Origin of the sequence: Cecembia rubra, from assembly GCF_003014575.1 — a bacterium.
Lineage (GTDB): Bacteria > Bacteroidota > Bacteroidia > Cytophagales > Cyclobacteriaceae > Cecembia_A > Cecembia_A rubra.
Genome location: NZ_PYGF01000013.1, coordinates 21,953 through 37,745, shown reverse-complemented (window position 1 = coordinate 37,745; position 15,793 = coordinate 21,953). Strand labels below are relative to the sequence as shown.

At 40.7% G+C, this 15,793-nt stretch carries 13 protein-coding genes; 11 read left to right on the top strand and 2 right to left on the bottom strand.

Features of this window, described 5'->3' with window-relative positions:
* Nucleotides 1-14: 14 nt before the first annotated feature.
* Nucleotides 15-1,469: a hypothetical protein gene (locus CLV48_RS17685; RefSeq protein ID WP_245889603.1), complete on the bottom strand. Its 1,455-nt coding sequence runs from the start codon at nt 1,467-1,469 to the stop codon at nt 15-17.
* 127 nt (nt 1,470-1,596) lie between these two features.
* Between CLV48_RS17685 and proS the strand changes: the two genes are divergently transcribed.
* The 11 genes from proS (at nt 1,597) to CLV48_RS17630 (ending at nt 14,790) form a co-directional block, all read left to right on the top strand.
* Nucleotides 1,597-3,078, top strand: a complete 1,482-nt coding sequence (proS, locus tag CLV48_RS17680; RefSeq protein ID WP_106568623.1) for a proline--tRNA ligase — start codon at nt 1,597-1,599, stop codon at nt 3,076-3,078.
* A 260-nt stretch (nt 3,079-3,338) separates the two neighbouring features.
* A complete protein-coding gene (locus CLV48_RS17675) occupies nt 3,339-3,800 on the top strand; it encodes an NfeD family protein (RefSeq protein ID WP_106568622.1) in 462 nt (153 codons plus the stop codon).
* 3 nt (nt 3,801-3,803) lie between these two features.
* Nucleotides 3,804-4,820, top strand: coding sequence for a flotillin-like protein FloA (gene floA / locus CLV48_RS17670; protein ID WP_106568621.1), 1,017 nt, complete (start codon nt 3,804-3,806; stop codon nt 4,818-4,820).
* A 436-nt stretch (nt 4,821-5,256) separates the two neighbouring features.
* Entirely contained in the window at nt 5,257-5,631 is a 375-nt protein-coding gene (locus CLV48_RS17665) for a response regulator (protein WP_106568620.1), read from the top strand.
* 53 nt (nt 5,632-5,684) lie between these two features.
* A complete protein-coding gene (locus CLV48_RS17660; RefSeq protein ID WP_106568619.1) occupies nt 5,685-6,470 on the top strand; it encodes an MlaE family ABC transporter permease in 786 nt (261 codons plus the stop codon).
* A 3-nt stretch (nt 6,471-6,473) separates the two neighbouring features.
* On the top strand, nt 6,474-7,223 hold the full coding sequence (locus CLV48_RS17655; RefSeq protein WP_106568618.1) for an ABC transporter ATP-binding protein: 750 nt from the start codon (nt 6,474-6,476) through the stop codon (nt 7,221-7,223).
* Nucleotides 7,223-8,194 (top strand): MlaD family protein, encoded by a 972-nt coding sequence (locus CLV48_RS17650; protein WP_106568617.1) that lies wholly within the window; start codon nt 7,223-7,225, stop codon nt 8,192-8,194. The genes CLV48_RS17655 and CLV48_RS17650 overlap by 1 nt, the downstream gene beginning before the upstream one ends.
* A gap of 173 nt (nt 8,195-8,367) precedes the next feature.
* Complete coding sequence (gene acnA, locus CLV48_RS17645) at nt 8,368-11,142, top strand: aconitate hydratase AcnA (protein WP_106568616.1); 2,775 nt, start codon at nt 8,368-8,370, stop codon at nt 11,140-11,142.
* 151 nt (nt 11,143-11,293) lie between these two features.
* Nucleotides 11,294-11,683 carry a DUF2116 family Zn-ribbon domain-containing protein gene (locus tag CLV48_RS17640; protein WP_106568615.1) on the top strand — a complete coding sequence of 130 codons (390 nt, stop codon included), beginning with the start codon at nt 11,294-11,296 and terminating at the stop codon, nt 11,681-11,683.
* A 59-nt stretch (nt 11,684-11,742) separates the two neighbouring features.
* Nucleotides 11,743-12,483 carry an EcsC family protein gene (locus tag CLV48_RS17635; RefSeq protein WP_245889602.1) on the top strand — a complete coding sequence of 247 codons (741 nt, stop codon included), beginning with the start codon at nt 11,743-11,745 and terminating at the stop codon, nt 12,481-12,483.
* 129 nt (nt 12,484-12,612) lie between these two features.
* A complete protein-coding gene (locus tag CLV48_RS17630) occupies nt 12,613-14,790 on the top strand; it encodes a DUF5916 domain-containing protein (RefSeq protein WP_106568613.1) in 2,178 nt (725 codons plus the stop codon).
* On the opposite strand, the gene CLV48_RS17625 is transcribed toward CLV48_RS17630, so the two are convergent.
* Nucleotides 14,787-15,758: a polysaccharide deacetylase family protein gene (locus tag CLV48_RS17625; RefSeq protein WP_106568612.1), complete on the bottom strand. Its 972-nt coding sequence runs from the start codon at nt 15,756-15,758 to the stop codon at nt 14,787-14,789. The genes CLV48_RS17630 and CLV48_RS17625 overlap by 4 nt on opposite strands.
* Nucleotides 15,759-15,793: the final 35 nt, after the last annotated feature.

Here is a 15,793-nt window from a genome sequence, read left to right as displayed (position 1 = left end):
AAAAAAGGGGGAAATTAATTCCCCCTTCCACCTCTTGAACCTCCAGTGCTAACGGCACCACCGCCACCACCTCGGCTAGCTCCTCCGGAGCTGTATCCTCCTCCGGAGCTAAATCCACCGCCACCGCTGCTTCTGCTTGGGGCGCTATAAGTTGAACCACCACTTCTACTTGGGGTACCCATTGTACCACCTCTGGAAGGCGAAGTATAAGTACTTCTTGTTGGCGCTGTTCTCGTATTTTGCATAGTACCTCCTCTATTATATGAAGGACTGGTACCTCTTGTACCGGTATTGCTCCTATTTAGAGTACCGCTGTTATCTCTGTTAAATGTACCAGCATTGCTTCTGGAAGGAGTTCCATAAGTAGACCTGGTGTTTGTACCGCTCATATTGTCATACGAAGGCCTTGCATTACTGATACCTGTTCTTGAACTTGGTCTTGTTGCAGCAGCAGAACCTGTATTTCTTACGCTTGGCGCAGCTGAAGTGTTGGCAATTCTGCTTCTTCCGCTCAAATACTCGTTCTGAGTGGAGCTAAAATCCCTGCTGGTAGTTCTGTCACCAGAAGTAATTGCTCTGCCACTTGTGGCAGCATCACGTCTGGCAGCTCTTGAGGTAGCGGCAGGCTGATAAGCTCCGGTAGAACCTCTTGTACCGGAAATTGCTGTACTTGATCCTCTGCTATATCTCGAACCTCTTACGATCTGACGGCCTTGTTCTCCTGGAAGCACAATAATTGTGTTGCCCCAGCCAAATCCGGGACCCCAGCCCCATCCGGGCCTCATGCCCCACATTCCGCCCATCCAAGGGTTGCCCCAGCCCATACCAAAGCCGGCATTCCAACCCCACATGGAGTTCCATCCAAAGCCCCATCCTGGTCTCATACCCCAGCCCCAACCGGGACCGAAGCCCATACCTGGACCCCAGAATGGATCCCAAAAAGGATCCCAGAAGCCACCCCACATGGGAGCTCCCCAACCCATCATTGGCATACCCCAGCCCATCATAGGCATTCCCCAACCCCAAGGGGATCCAAATCCGAATCCTAATCCAAGGTTGAAATTGAACCTACTTTGACCGAAGCCAGCTCCGTTAAATCCGGAACCATAGAAATTATTATATACATTAACATTAGGCGCATTTTGAGCTCCCTGATTTTCATCGAAATAAACCATACCAGAATCCTCGGTACCAGTTTGGGATTGATACCTCGCCAGATATTCTGGATTGACATTTCTGGCAGAAAAATTCTCCTGCTCAAAAGCATCTGGTGAAGTGTTGTTTAAAGACTGGAAATTTTGAGGATTGTTGTTGCGGACTGCAAATTCAGTGGCAACCCTTGCATCAGATGCCATGAAATACAAATCATCAGATTCGCCGCCTTTCATTGCATTGAAGCTGCTGCTGCAGGAGGACAGCATAAAAACTGCTCCAGCTCCAAGTGTCAATATTTGTTTGAGGTTCATCATGTTGTTAGTTTTACTAATACTCATATATATACGTGGGTGATTCCATATGGTTTTCAATTTTTGGTTTATATTTGCCACCCACAGTAATGAGCGAAGATAAATAGATTTTTCAAATCAACAAATAACTATGAGTAAAGGATTGCCTAAAAGAAGTGAAGACTACTCTTTGTGGTATAATGAATTAGTCAAAAGGGCTGATTTGGCAGAAAATTCTCCTGTTAGGGGCTGTATGGTAATCAAACCTTATGGTTATTCCATCTGGGAAAAAATGCAGGCCCAATTGGATAAAATGTTCAAGGAAACAGGACATACCAATGCCTATTTCCCCTTGTTTATTCCTAAATCCTATCTCTCCAAAGAAGCAAGCCATGTGGAAGGATTTGCCAAAGAGTGCGCTGTAGTGACGCATTACAGGCTTAAAAATTCAGAGGATGGAAAAGGTGTGGTTGTCGATCCGGATGCAAAGCTGGAGGAAGAACTGATCGTAAGACCCACATCTGAAACAGTAATTTGGAGCACTTACAAAAATTGGATACAATCTTACCGGGATTTGCCACTTCTGGTCAATCAATGGGCCAATGTGGTAAGATGGGAAATGCGTACCCGATTGTTTTTGAGAACCGCAGAATTTCTTTGGCAGGAAGGTCATACCGCTCATGCCAGCAAACAGGAAGCCATTGATGAAACGGTGCAGATGATGAATGTCTATGCAGAGTTTGCAGAAAAATATATGGCCGTACCTGTTATCAAAGGAGTGAAAAGTGCCAATGAAAGATTTGCCGGGGCGGAGGATACTTATTGTATAGAGGCTATGATGCAGGACGGTAAAGCTTTACAGGCAGGTACATCCCATTTCTTAGGACAAAACTTCGCCAAGGCATTTGATGTCAAATTCGCTACAAAAGAAGGGGCACTGGACTATGTATGGGGGACTTCTTGGGGTGTAAGTACACGGTTAATGGGTGCTTTGATCATGGCCCATTCGGATGATAATGGTCTGGTATTGCCTCCAAAATTAGCGCCAATCCAGGTGGTCATCGTGCCGATTTATAAAGGTGATGATGAGCTTGACAGGATTTCCGATAAAGCCAAAGAAATAATTGCCAAGCTAAGGGCTAAGGGTATTACTGTCCATTATGACCATAGAGATACCCATAAGCCAGGATGGAAATTTGCCGAGTATGAGCTTAAAGGAGTCCCATTGAGAATAGCCATGGGGCCAAGGGATCTGGAAAACAATACCATTGAATTGGCAAGGAGGGATACCTTGACCAAGGAAACTATAAACCTCAATGATGTTGAGATTGATGCATATGTTGAGGCGCTTTTGGAAAAAATTCAGGAATCCATTTATCAAAAGGCTTTGAATTTCAGAAATGAAATGACCACAGAGGCAAACTCATGGGAAGAGTTTGAGGATTTGATTGAAAACAAGGGTGGATTCCTTTCTGCCCATTGGGACGGAACTACAGAGACGGAGGAAAAAATCAAAGAGTTGACGAAGGCCACAATCAGGTGCATTCCCATAGATCAAAAAGCAGAAGAGGGGAAGTGTATCCTTTCCGGCAAGCCCTCTAAAGGCAGGGTGCTGTTTGCAAGAGCTTATTGATCGATTGAATTGAAAGGAAATCAACTGGCTGTCCAATGGGCAGCCAGTTTTTTTTGCTTTACGTACTTCCTTCATTTGCATTTATATTGCCTACCGGAGTCCGATTCTTGGCTGATAATCATTTTTTCAAACCTTTTTTGATGCCTGTTCCGTAAAGAGTTTCTAGATTATGGATGCATGTATAGTTGGGTTCACTATGATAATAATATGGGCTTTGGTTTCAGGAATATTTAAAAAAGAGTAATTTCAGGAAAAAAATAATGACCTGGTTCATTTTACTATCCTTGTTGACCGTTGGGCTGCTTTTGGTCCTAACTGAAATCCTATTTGTTCCCGGCACCACTCTTGTCGGAATCATTGGTGTTCTTTTCACTGCCGGAGGGATTTATTATGCATTCTTGAAATTTGATAACCAAACGGGTTGGATCATACTTTTACTGGCAGTTTTGGTCAATTTTTCAGCCATCATATATGGTTTCAGGTCGGGTGTATGGAGCAAATTTGCATTGAAAGATGCGATAACCGGTCATGCATTTGAAGACAGGCTGCAAGGATTGGAATTGGGAATGGAAGGAAAAGCAGTTTCTGATATCAAGCCTATAGGAAAAGCAGAAATCGGTGAAAAAATCTATGAAGTCAAATCAGATTCAGGTCTTATCCGTGCCGGTACCAAAATTTATATACACAAATTGGAAAACAATAAAATCATCATTAAAGCATAATATATGGAAATTACAGATTCAGCTTTCATTTTATTTGCAGCCTTCGCTGGGCTGATTTTACTATTTATCTTTCTCTATTTTGTGCCGGTCAATCTCTGGATCACCGCAATCTTTGCCAATGTAAGGGTAAGCATAGGGGAGTTGATAGGTATGCGTATACGGAAAGTGCCTCCAAGCGTGATTGTGAATTCATTGATTACAGCTACCAAGGCAGGTCTTCAGTTGACTACCAATGAACTGGAAACCCACTATCTGGCGGGGGGCAATGTACCCAATGTAATCAGGGCCCTGATTTCAGCAGACAAGGCCAATATCAATCTCAGTTTCAAACAGGCAACAGCTATTGATCTGGCTGGCAGGGATGTGTTTGAAGCCGTTCAGATTTCCGTTAACCCTAAAGTGATCAATACGCCTAATGTGGCAGCAGTTGCAGCAGATGGGATTCAGTTGATAGCCAAAGCAAGGGTGACCGTAAGGGCGAATATTGCACAGCTTGTAGGTGGTGCCGGTGAAGATACCATTTTAGCTAGGGTAGGAGAAGGTATAGTTACTTCAATTGGCTCTGCACAAAACCATAAGAGCGTATTGGAAAACCCTGATAAAATTTCAAAACTTGTATTAGAAAGGGGATTGGATGCAGGTACTGCCTTTGAAATCCTTTCTATTGATATTGCAGATATTGATGTGGGAACCAATATCGGAGCAAAGCTGCAGATTGATCAGGCTTCAGCCGACCTTAAAGTGGCTGAGGCTAAAGCTGAAGAAAGGAGAGCTATGGCAGTGGCCCTTGAACAGGAAATGAAGGCCAAAACTGTTGAAATGCGTGCAAAGGTAATTCAGGCAGAAGCAGAAGTTCCCAAGGCAATTTCAGAAGCTTTCCGTAGCGGAAAATTGGGAGTGATGGACTATTACCGAATGGAAAATATTAAGTCCGATACAGACATGAGGTCTTCAATCGCAGGCTCTGATAGCTCCGGTTCTTCAGAAGGAAATAAAGGAAAAGGAGGGGAGAAGAAGTAAGAATAATACGGAATCCTGGAAGATAAATCCGGAATTATCCGGGAGAGTTTTAATCCGGCTGAACCAATCAGCCGGATTTTTTTTGACCTTTCAAGACTGCTGAACCAGCCTGGTTGTCCAGCTAAATCCATACATTGATAATTATATCCCCTCAACTACTAGTTGCTAAATAGATCTTCAATTTTAAATTAAGAAAGTGATTCTTAATGTGCTGATTTAAAATTATTTAAATCAATATTAGTCTAACCTAAATTTGTCTAGGCTAAAAAAATTAGCTATGACTAAAAAATCATTTTAGCCTAAATTTTTTGTTCCTGCCTGAGATAATGTCAATTAATTTGTACATTTAAACCACTTTTTCCAGATCGGTTAGAGGTCCCTAGAATACTACTTGAATAGAGAGAGAATAATTGTCAGAATTTTATAAATAATGGTAATGAGCAGAATGGTAAACAGAATAATTTTTGTTGATGACGATACCATACAGCATATGATCAACCGGAAGAATCTGCAGCGGCTAAAACCGGACATTGAGCTTTTCTTTTTTGAAAATCCGTATAATGCTTTAGAATGGTTGGATGGCAATGAAGCTGACCTTTTGATTTTGGATGTCAATATGCCGGAGATGACCGGATGGGAGTTTTTGGATCTACTTGGTCAAAAAGAGAAAAGTATTGAAGTAAAGATGTTGACTTCCTCTATGGACCCCGTAGATATAGAGATGAGTTTGAATTATTCATTGGTATCCGGGTTTTTAATCAAGCCTTTAAAGAACGAAATTATGTCTGAGATTTTGGGTATTGTTCCGTAAGCTCAATTGTTTTGCCTATTTTAGCGTTTCGTTAGAAAAAGAATTAAGATTTTATGAAAGATAAGCGCCCGGTCTTAAGCAAAAAGTTGGATAATTTTTTCAGAGGTCTGGCAGATGCTTTTGCGTTTGTTAAGCGATTTTTTCAGGAGGTTTGGTTTCCTCCTTATGAATTCAAAGAAATCCTCCGGCAGTGTTATGAAATAGGTTATAGGTCCCTGCCTTTGATCTCCCTAACGGGATTTATTATAGGGATAGTATTTACCAATCAGTCCCGTCCTTCTTTGGCAGAATTTGGAGCTACATCCTGGCTGCCTGCCTTGATTTCAATTGCAGTGGTGCGGGCCTTAGGTCCATTGGTAACAGCACTTATCGCTGCAGGTAAAGTGGGCTCCAGTATAGGAGCAGAGCTGGGCTCTATGAAAGTGACCGAACAGATTGATGCCATGGAGGTATCCGCTATCAATCCATTTAAGTATTTGGTTATAACCAGGACATTGGCCACTACCTTTATGATTCCGGTATTGGTGATGTATACTGATTTTGTGGCTTTGATGGGCTCTTTCATCAATGTCAACCAAAATGAGCTTGTTTCCCTTTCTACGTTTTTCGTACAGGTTTTTGAGTCAATTTCTTTTCTGGATATTTTCTCTTCTGTAATCAAATCCTTGGTGTTTGGATTTACGATTGGAATTGTGGGCTGTTATAAGGGATACAATTCTACTAAAGGTACTGAAGGTGTAGGGCAGGCTGCCAATTCATCTGTGGTCATGTCTATGTTTCTGATTTTTATTGAAGAACTTCTGGCACTACAGATTGTCAATGCCATCCGATATGCATAAACTATGAGGGAGTCAGTTATTGAAATAAGAAACCTGTATAAATCATTCGGCGACAATGATGTCTTGAGAGGTGTTGATCTTGATTTGTACAAAGGGGAAAACCTGGTAGTATTGGGAAAGTCAGGTAGTGGAAAATCAGTATTGATCAAAATATTGGTACAGCTACTTAAGCAAGATGAAGGCTACATTAAGATTTTGGGCAAGGACCTTTCAAAGTTGAATCTTAGGGAACTGAATCAGCTCAGGCTTAAGATAGGTTTTGCTTTCCAGGCATCAGCGCTCTACGATAGTATGACTGTTAGAGAAAACCTGGAATTCCCACTTACCAGAAATGTCAAAAATCTTAGCAGAAAGGAAATAGATTACAAAGTAGAACGTCTCCTTGATTCCGTGGGTTTACCCAATACCATCAATCAAATGCCTTCGGAACTTTCCGGAGGTCAGAAGAAAAGGATAGGTGTGGCAAGAACATTGATTCTTAACCCTGAGATTATGTTTTATGATGAGCCAACCGCAGGTTTGGATCCAATTACCTGTATTGATATCAACAACCTGATCAATCAGGTGAGGGAGGAATATAAGACCTCTTCTATTGTCATTACCCACGACCTTACCTGTGCCAAAGTAACAGGAGACAGGATGGCAGTTTTGGTAAAAGGACAATTTAAAGCAGTAGGTTCATTTGAAGATGTGTTTGAAAATGCAAGTGATCCTAATATTAAATCATTCTATGACTATAACTTCATCAAATAATGAGAAACGATAATAAAAAATCCGTCATTGTAGGCATTTTTGTTCTGATCGGCATTATCATCTTTATTACGGGTGTTTTAACCTTAGGTGGGCAGCAAAAGAAATTTGTGAAAAGTATTCAGCTGACCACTGTTTTTGATGATGTAGCAGGCCTTCAGGCAGGGAACAATGTGTGGTTTTCTGGAGTGAAGATCGGAACTGTGAGAAGAATCAATTTTTTTGGAGATTCCCAGGTGGAGATTGTAATGAATGTGGAGGAAAAAGTTAGGGAATATATCAGGAAAGACTCAAAAGCAACGATTAGTTCAGACGGTCTGATAGGAAACAAAATTATTGTTATATACGGAGGAACTACGCAGGCACCACCAGTTGAAAATGGAGACAGGCTTATGTCTGAAATGCCATTGGATACGGACAAAATGATGGAGACTTTACAGGAAAATAATAAGAACCTTGTTACGATCACAGAGAATTTAAAAGTTTTGACAAGCAAAATTGCTCAGGGGGAAGGAATTGTTGGTGCAGTGATGACTGATAGTGTCCTCGCTGATAATTTCAAAAGCATATTGAGTAATTTGGAAAAAGCTTCGGTTAATAGCAATAGGATGTTGGTGGAGTTGAATAAGTTTTCATCTAGCCTGAACAAGGAAGGTAACTTGGTCCATGACCTGATGAACGATAAGGAACTATATAAAAATCTTCAAACGTCCATTCAGGGGCTACAGGCAACTGCAGATAATGCTAAGGTGCTGACAGAAAATCTCAATGAAGTCACTTACAAATTAAATGATAAAAGCAATGCATTGGGTATGGTTCTCAATGATGAGGAATTTGCATCAAGACTGAAGCATACATTGATTTATGCAGATAGTTCTACGATGAACTTAAACAGGGGACTGGAGGCATTGGAATATACCTGGCCTTTTAGGAAAGGATTTAAGCGGATGAACAAGGCGAAAGAAAATAACTGATTATAGAACACCGTTGAAGGTGTAAATATTTGGGCCAAATTTCTCTAAAAGTTTGGCCATTATTTTTTAATAAATTCTGTTTTCATTAGGATTAAGCGCGGTTTTTTCGGCCTAAATGATTAAATTTAAGGGTATTGTATTTTTTTAATGATCCATTTAAACCCCTAAACGTCATGTCCCGAGATCCATTTAACTCCATAAAATCATTAAAAACCAATAAAGGAGAATTCCAATACTGGAGTTTTGAAGGTTTGACCAAGGCGGGTTTTGATATCGAAAGCCTGCCTTTTTCCATTAGGATACTATTGGAAAATGCTTTAAGGAATTTTGATGACTTTGGTATAACCAAAGAGCATATTGAGACCTTGGCCTCTTGGTCTCCCGAACCTTCAGATAAAGATATTCCTTTCAAGCCTGCAAGGGTATTGATGCAGGACTTTACGGGAGTACCAGCCGTAGTGGATATTGCCTCATTGAGGGCAGAGGCAGTCCGTAAGGGTAAGGACCCGCAAAAGATTAATCCTTTGATTCCTGTGGATTTGGTCATCGACCACTCGGTACAAGTGGATTATTTTGGAACGAATTATTCCTATCAGAAAAATGTAGAAGTAGAGTATGAGCGAAATGGTGAACGGTACCAATTTCTGAAATGGGCTCAAAAGGCCTTTGATAATTTTTCAGTTGTGCCCCCGGGAATGGGTATTTGTCATCAAGTTAATTTAGAATATCTGGCTCAAGGGGTCATCGCCAAAGAAGGAAAGGTTTTCCCTGATACTTTGGTAGGTACAGACTCCCATACGCCTATGGTCAATGGGATAGGCGTCATTGCCTGGGGAGTGGGTGGAATTGAGGCCGAAGCTGCAATTTTGGGCCAACCGATTTATTTTATAATGCCGGAGGTAGTGGGATTGAAGTTGAAAGGAAAACTTCCGATTGGTACTACCGCAACTGATATGGTTTTGACCATTACAGAATTATTGAGGAAGCATGGCGTAGTTGGGAAATTTGTCGAAGTTTTTGGCTCGGGACTCGATACATTGACTGTTCCTGACCGGGCGACCATTTCCAATATGTCACCGGAATTTGGTTGTACGGTTACTTATTTTCCAATAGATGAAAGGACATTGGATTATATGCAGAAGACCAATCGATCAGAGGAGCAGATTGACTTAGTTGAAGCTTATTGTAAGGCCAATATGCTTTGGAGAGAAGGGGAGGGAAAAATAAAGTACAGTTCAATTGTGGAACTTGATCTGAGTACTGTGGAGCCAACTGTCTCGGGCCCCAAGAGACCTCAGGATAAAATATTGCTTAGGGAATTTAAACAGAAATTTGGCGAAATCCTTGCCAAAGCCCATGGTAGGGAATATATACCCATTGATAAGAGGGATGTGAGTAGGTGGTTTGAAGAAGGAGGAAGCCAACCTTCAGAAAGTGGCAGAGAAAGTTTGTTGGATGTAGAATACGAGACCAAAGTCAAAAAAGGTTTAAAAACAGTAGCGGTAAAGCTGCATAATGAGGAATTTGTCCTTCATGATGGATCCATCGTAATTGCAGCCATTACTTCTTGTACCAATACTTCCAATCCTTCCGTGATGTTAGGTGCGGGATTGATAGCAAAAAAGGCAAGAGAAAGGGGGTTGGATGTGAAACCTTGGGTAAAGACTTCACTGGCCCCTGGTTCTAAAGTGGTTACAGATTACCTTGAAAAAGCCAATCTTTTGGATGACTTAGAGGCACTTCGATTTCATGTGGTAGGTTTTGGCTGTACCTCTTGTATAGGGAACTCAGGTCCACTTCCCAGACATATTGCCCAGGCAGTTGAATCTAATGATCTGATTGTAAGTTCAGTTTTGTCAGGCAACAGAAATTTTGAAGCCAGGGTACATCCCCAGGTAAAAATGAATTACCTGATGTCACCTATGCTGGTAGTGGCATATGCCTTGGTAGGGAGAGTAGATGTGGATTTGGAACATGAACCATTAGGTTACGATCCAAATCTTGAACCAGTCTATCTCAGGGATATATGGCCTTCCAATGATGAAATTTTTGAAGTTATGTCCAAGGTCCTGTCACCAATGGATTTTGAAAAAAATTACGGAGAGATTTTTGAAGGAAATCAGATGTGGCAACAATTGAAGGTGCCAGAAGATCAGGTTTACCAATGGTCTAAGGAGAGTACCTATATTAAGGAAGTTCCATTTTTCAGAGGAATTTCGGAGACTGTTGATGAACCAAAGGATATCATTGGAGCAAAGGTTTTGCTCAAACTGGGAGATTCCATCACTACTGACCATATTTCACCTGCAGGGTCTTTTTCGGAAAATAGTCCAGCAGGACAGTACCTTGTTCAAAGGGGAGTGGACAAATCAGATTTCAACTCTTATGGTTCCAGAAGGGGCAATGATGAAGTCATGGTCAGGGGAACTTTTGCCAATGTCAGGATAAAAAATCAACTGGTGAGTAGGGAAGGAGGTTTTACTTTGCATATTCCTTCTGGGGAAGAAATGTCGGTTTTTGATGCTTCCCAAAAATATAAAGAGGAGAGTATCCCGCTAATTGTATTGGCCGGCAAAGAATATGGTAGCGGATCTTCAAGAGATTGGGCGGCAAAAGGTACCAACCTTTTAGGAGTGAAGGCTGTTTTGGCAGAAAGCTATGAAAGGATCCACAGAAGCAATTTAGTAGGAATGGGAATTCTTCCTTTACAGTATTTGACGGGAGAAAGCGCTGAAGGTTTGGGATTGACCGGTAAAGAGACTTTTCATATACATGGTATAAGTGATGGATTATCAGCCCTGAAAAGACTTAAAATAAAAGTTCAAATGGAAGGCAAATCGGATTTTGAATTTGAGGTTATCAGTCGTCTTGATTCATTGATTGAGGTAGCGTATTACAAAAACGGAGGAATTTTGCATTACGTACTGAGAGATTTTCTGAAAAGATAAAATGCATAAAATCCAATTTAGAGGATTAGGAAACTGAAATTTCCATTATTCTGAGTAAAAAATACCTAATGTTAGGTATTTTTTAGAAATTTTCTTTTGACTAATTTGCTCGTCCCAGCACAATCTGTTCTTCAACTTAAATTATTTTTAAATGCACAGGTTAAAGAGACATTGCCTCTACTGTAATTCAGCGATTTATGGTAGGGCGGACAAGAGATTTTGTGGAGACAATTGTAGGAGCGGTTATAATAATGGCCGGAGAAAAGATGTGGAAGATGAGGTGAACCTGATCAGAAACATTTTGATGAGAAACAGAAGGATTTTATCCAAGGTATTGAAAGATGGGGAAGAATCTGTAAAGTTTCAGAAGGATAGGTTGTCGTTGATGGGATATAATTTCAAATATCATACCCATCATTTTTTGTTAGGAAAAGATAAATTAATCTGGTTTAATTTTGAATATGGTTACTTGGACCTTAGTAATGGATGGATATTGGTATTAAGGGATATCGGAGAAAATTACCTCAGGAAATTTGGGTAATTACTGTGATTATTTCCAAAGTAAAATCGTTTCTTTATAGTTAGAAACGAGGACTGCTTTTGGCTTATACAGAACAATATGATGAGATAGCATTGGCTGAGTTAATTGCTTGGTTATATAAAACTAAGAAGAAACCTTCCATTGTCAACAAACTGACAAAAGGTACTCAGAGGGCTATCAATGACCTTATACCTGAAAGGGTTCATAAGGTCATTACCTTTGCTATAGAAAATATGATCAAGGGAGTTCTTTTTGGGACAAAGTACATCACTCCCAAACCCTTTGCTGCATCCAATCTTTCCCAAAGGGAAGAGAAAGTAAGAAAGATTATCAAAGTCTATAGAAGGGCTGCCTCTGTGGAGGGAGCAATTACTGGGGCAGGAGGTCTGTGGTTAGGTCTTGCAGACTTTCCTGCTTTTTTAAGTATAAAAATGAAAATGCTCTTTGAAATAGCTGCTGCATACGGTCATGATGTAAAAAAATTCCAGGAAAGACTTTTTATGCTGTATGTGTTCAAACTTGCTTTTTCAAGTCAGGAAACCAGGAATCTTACGATTGAGATCATCGAAAATTGGGATGGTTATTTGGAAAATCTTCAAATAGATGAAAAAGAGTTTGATTGGAGGAACTTTCAGTTAGAATATAGGGACTATATGGATCTGGCGAAGCTGGCTCAGTTAATACCGGTAATTGGAGCCGGAGTTGGGGCAATGGCCAATTATTCATTGAGTTCAACATTGGGCGAAACTGCCATACAGTGTTACCGCAGTAGGTATTTCTGTTGGGACTCAAATCTTTAATGGAATAGCTGATTTTATTCCCTGAAATTCTCCTTTCTTACCTGATTTAGCTCATTGATAGAATTACCTGCTTTTTTGGAAAATGCATTCCCTATTTTTAGGCTACCCAAGCACATTTATCCTTATTTGATGAAAAAATTAATTCCTTTGGTTCTGCTTATAATAGGGATCCAAAGTGCCGTCAATGCCCAAAAAATCAATTCTTCTTATAGGTTGCATATTTCCAGAACAGTAGATCCTATCACTGTGGACGGAGTCATGGATGAACTTACTTGGAAGGGAGCAGAAGCAGCAGACAATTTTTTTATGATTACTCCTATGGACACAAGTTTTTCAAAGGTCCAAACGGAAGTACGCATGGCTTATGATGACAAAAACCTATATATTTTAGTCATCAATCACCACGCTGTTGAGGGGCCATACATGGTTGAATCATTAAGACGGGATTTTTCTTTTGGAAAGAATGATAATTTCCTTCTATTTATGGATCCGTTTGAAGACCAGATGAACGGTTTTTCATTTGGAGTCAATGCTGCCGGTGCCCAATGGGATGGAATTATGTATGATGGGGGAAAGGTTGATTTGAGTTGGGACAACAAATGGATTTCCAAAGTAAAAAATTATGATGATAGATGGATTTTTGAAGCAGCAATTCCATTTAAATCCATCAGATATAAGGCTGGAATCAAAGAATGGGGGATCAATTTTAGCCGGATGGACCTAAAAACTACCGAGAAATCCGGTTGGGCCCCTGTGCCAAGGCAATTTCCTTCTGCATCTTTGGCTTATACGGGTGTTTTGGTATGGGATAATTCCCCGCCCTCTTCAGCCCCCAATATTTCCTTGATCCCATATGGATTGGGAGGTATGAGGCAAAGTAGGGGTGAAGGCGGATCTTCAAGTTACCGTTATGATTATGGTTTGGATGCCAAAATTGGATTAGGATCTGCATTGAATCTGGACATGACAATCAACCCGGATTTTTCCCAAGTGGAGGTGGATAGGCAAGTGACCAATCTGGATAGATTTGAATTGTTTTTTCCCGAAAGAAGGCAGTTTTTTCTCGAAAATGGGGATCTTTTTGCCAACTTTGGTTATGAGACTATCCGTCCTTTTTTTTCCCGGAGAATAGGTTTGAACGCACCCATTCAAGCTGGAGCGAGATTGAGTGGGAAAATCAACCAGGACTGGAGAATTGGAGCTATGAGTATGCAAACCGCCCAAGTGGAGGAGAAAGAGCTTGATTCCCAAAATTTTTCAGTGATTTCTTTACAACGTAGGGTATTTGCAAGATCTAATATTGGCGCCATTTTCGTCAACAGGCAGGTAGGAATGTTCAGGCCACCTTCCAATTTAGGTAAGGTTGGACTTGCTGATTATGACCGGAATGTGGGAATGGAATTTAATTTGGCATCTTCAAACAATCACTGGACAGGTAAAGCATTTGTTTTAAAATCATTTAATTCTGGACAGGATGGATCGGGCTTAGCCTATGCAGCTAACCTGAGGTATACCAGTGGTAATTTGTATTGGAACATGCAACAGGAATATGTTTCTGAAAATTATTCTGCTGAGGTAGGTTTTGTGCCCAGAAAGGGATTTACTAAGATCCATCCTACTGTTGGGTATCTGTTTTTCCCTAAAAGCAGAAAAGTACTCAGTCATGGGCCTGAGTTTAATTCCAGAAGGTTTTTTGATACAGAACTAAACCAAACAGATAATGAGTCCTGGCTTTCCTATAGAGTAAGATTCAGGTCACAGAGCAATTTGGTGGTATGGGGGGGCAGAGATTACATCAAATTGTTGGCTCCATTTGATCCGACCAATTTTCTTGGAGATACTTTAGCTAAAGGTACTGAACACAGGTGGTATGCATGGGGCACTGAGTATACGTCCAAGCCTCAAAGCATTTTTACTTATGCCTTTTCGACAAGGTATGGCGGTTATTTTGCAAGTGGAAACCGTTACAATGCTATGGGTGAAATCGGCTACAGGCTTCAGCCCTATTTCAGTCTGAGCCTAAATGCCAATTATAATGAGATTCATTTGCCAGAACCTTGGAGTGTTACCAGGTTTTGGTTGATTGGTCCGAGATTCGATGTGACTATGACCAATACTTTCTTTTTGACTGCTTTTTTCCAGTACAATGAGCAAAGGGAAAATATCAATATGAATACCAGGTTGCAATGGAGATTCAAACCTGCATCGGATATTTTTCTGGTATTCACTGACAATTATTTGCCTGCACCATTTCAGGCAAAAGATAGATCAATTGCCTTAAAATTTACTTATTGGTGGAATATTTAAAGCCCTAAATAATCCATTTTGTTTTTAAGGTAACCTTCTCTTTCTGGGGCATGGGCGAAAAGGGAGCCATAAATTCCGGCTTCTTTTGATAAGGCTCGTAGGAAATTGCCTCCTGCGGGAAGGGTTTTGGGCTGATGTTGGTAAATCGGATCCTCGTAAGCCTCCATGGCATCAACGATTTCCCAACCTTCTGCGGTAAGTGCCTCCAGTAGATCACCTAAAAATAGACTTGCAGCAAAGTTGTGGTGAAGCAACAGCACATGGGAAACTTTCCTATCTGTCAAAACTGTTGCTAGACTATCATTGAAATTTGCCCTTTCCACATGGTGTTTGACATACCAGTCTCTGAAATCAGAGATATCGGCATTTGGGTTTCTTTTTAGTCTGCCGAGTAGTCTACTGTTGATGTACCAGTCGGAACCGTCGATGGTGACATGTCCATTTCTATAGCCATTTTCTTCTAAAAATTTCCTAAATCCATCCCTTTTTTCAATGGTTTGGCCTTCTTTTAAATAAGGGAATCTAAAGAAAGGAACGAAGTTGTCGAATTTGGATAAGAAAGGGTTATTTTTTAGAAAATCCCTTTTATAATCCTCTAAGCTTACTTCTTCACTATTGAAACTGGGGTGTGTGTAAGTATGGTTGCCGAGGTAATGTCCTGATTGAACCCATTTTTCCAATAAATTCCGGCCCCTTTGGCTATTCAGTTGTCCTCCTGTAGCAAAGAAAATGGCCTTTGCTCCATATTTTTCCAAATGTTGGAGAATCAGTCCATCCCATTCATCCAACGAATAACCGGGCATATCGGCAGTATTCCCATCATCAAAGGAGATTGCCAAGCGGGGTTTAGTTTCTGTTATCTCTATTTCTACAACTTCATTTGATTTTTGAGGTGGTTCTTCCATTGACGGTTGAGGCACCGTGGTCATCCAAGAAAGCAGGAAGTACAGCAGGCTGTATGTAAACATCAAATAAATATGGAAATTAAAACTCAATATAATAA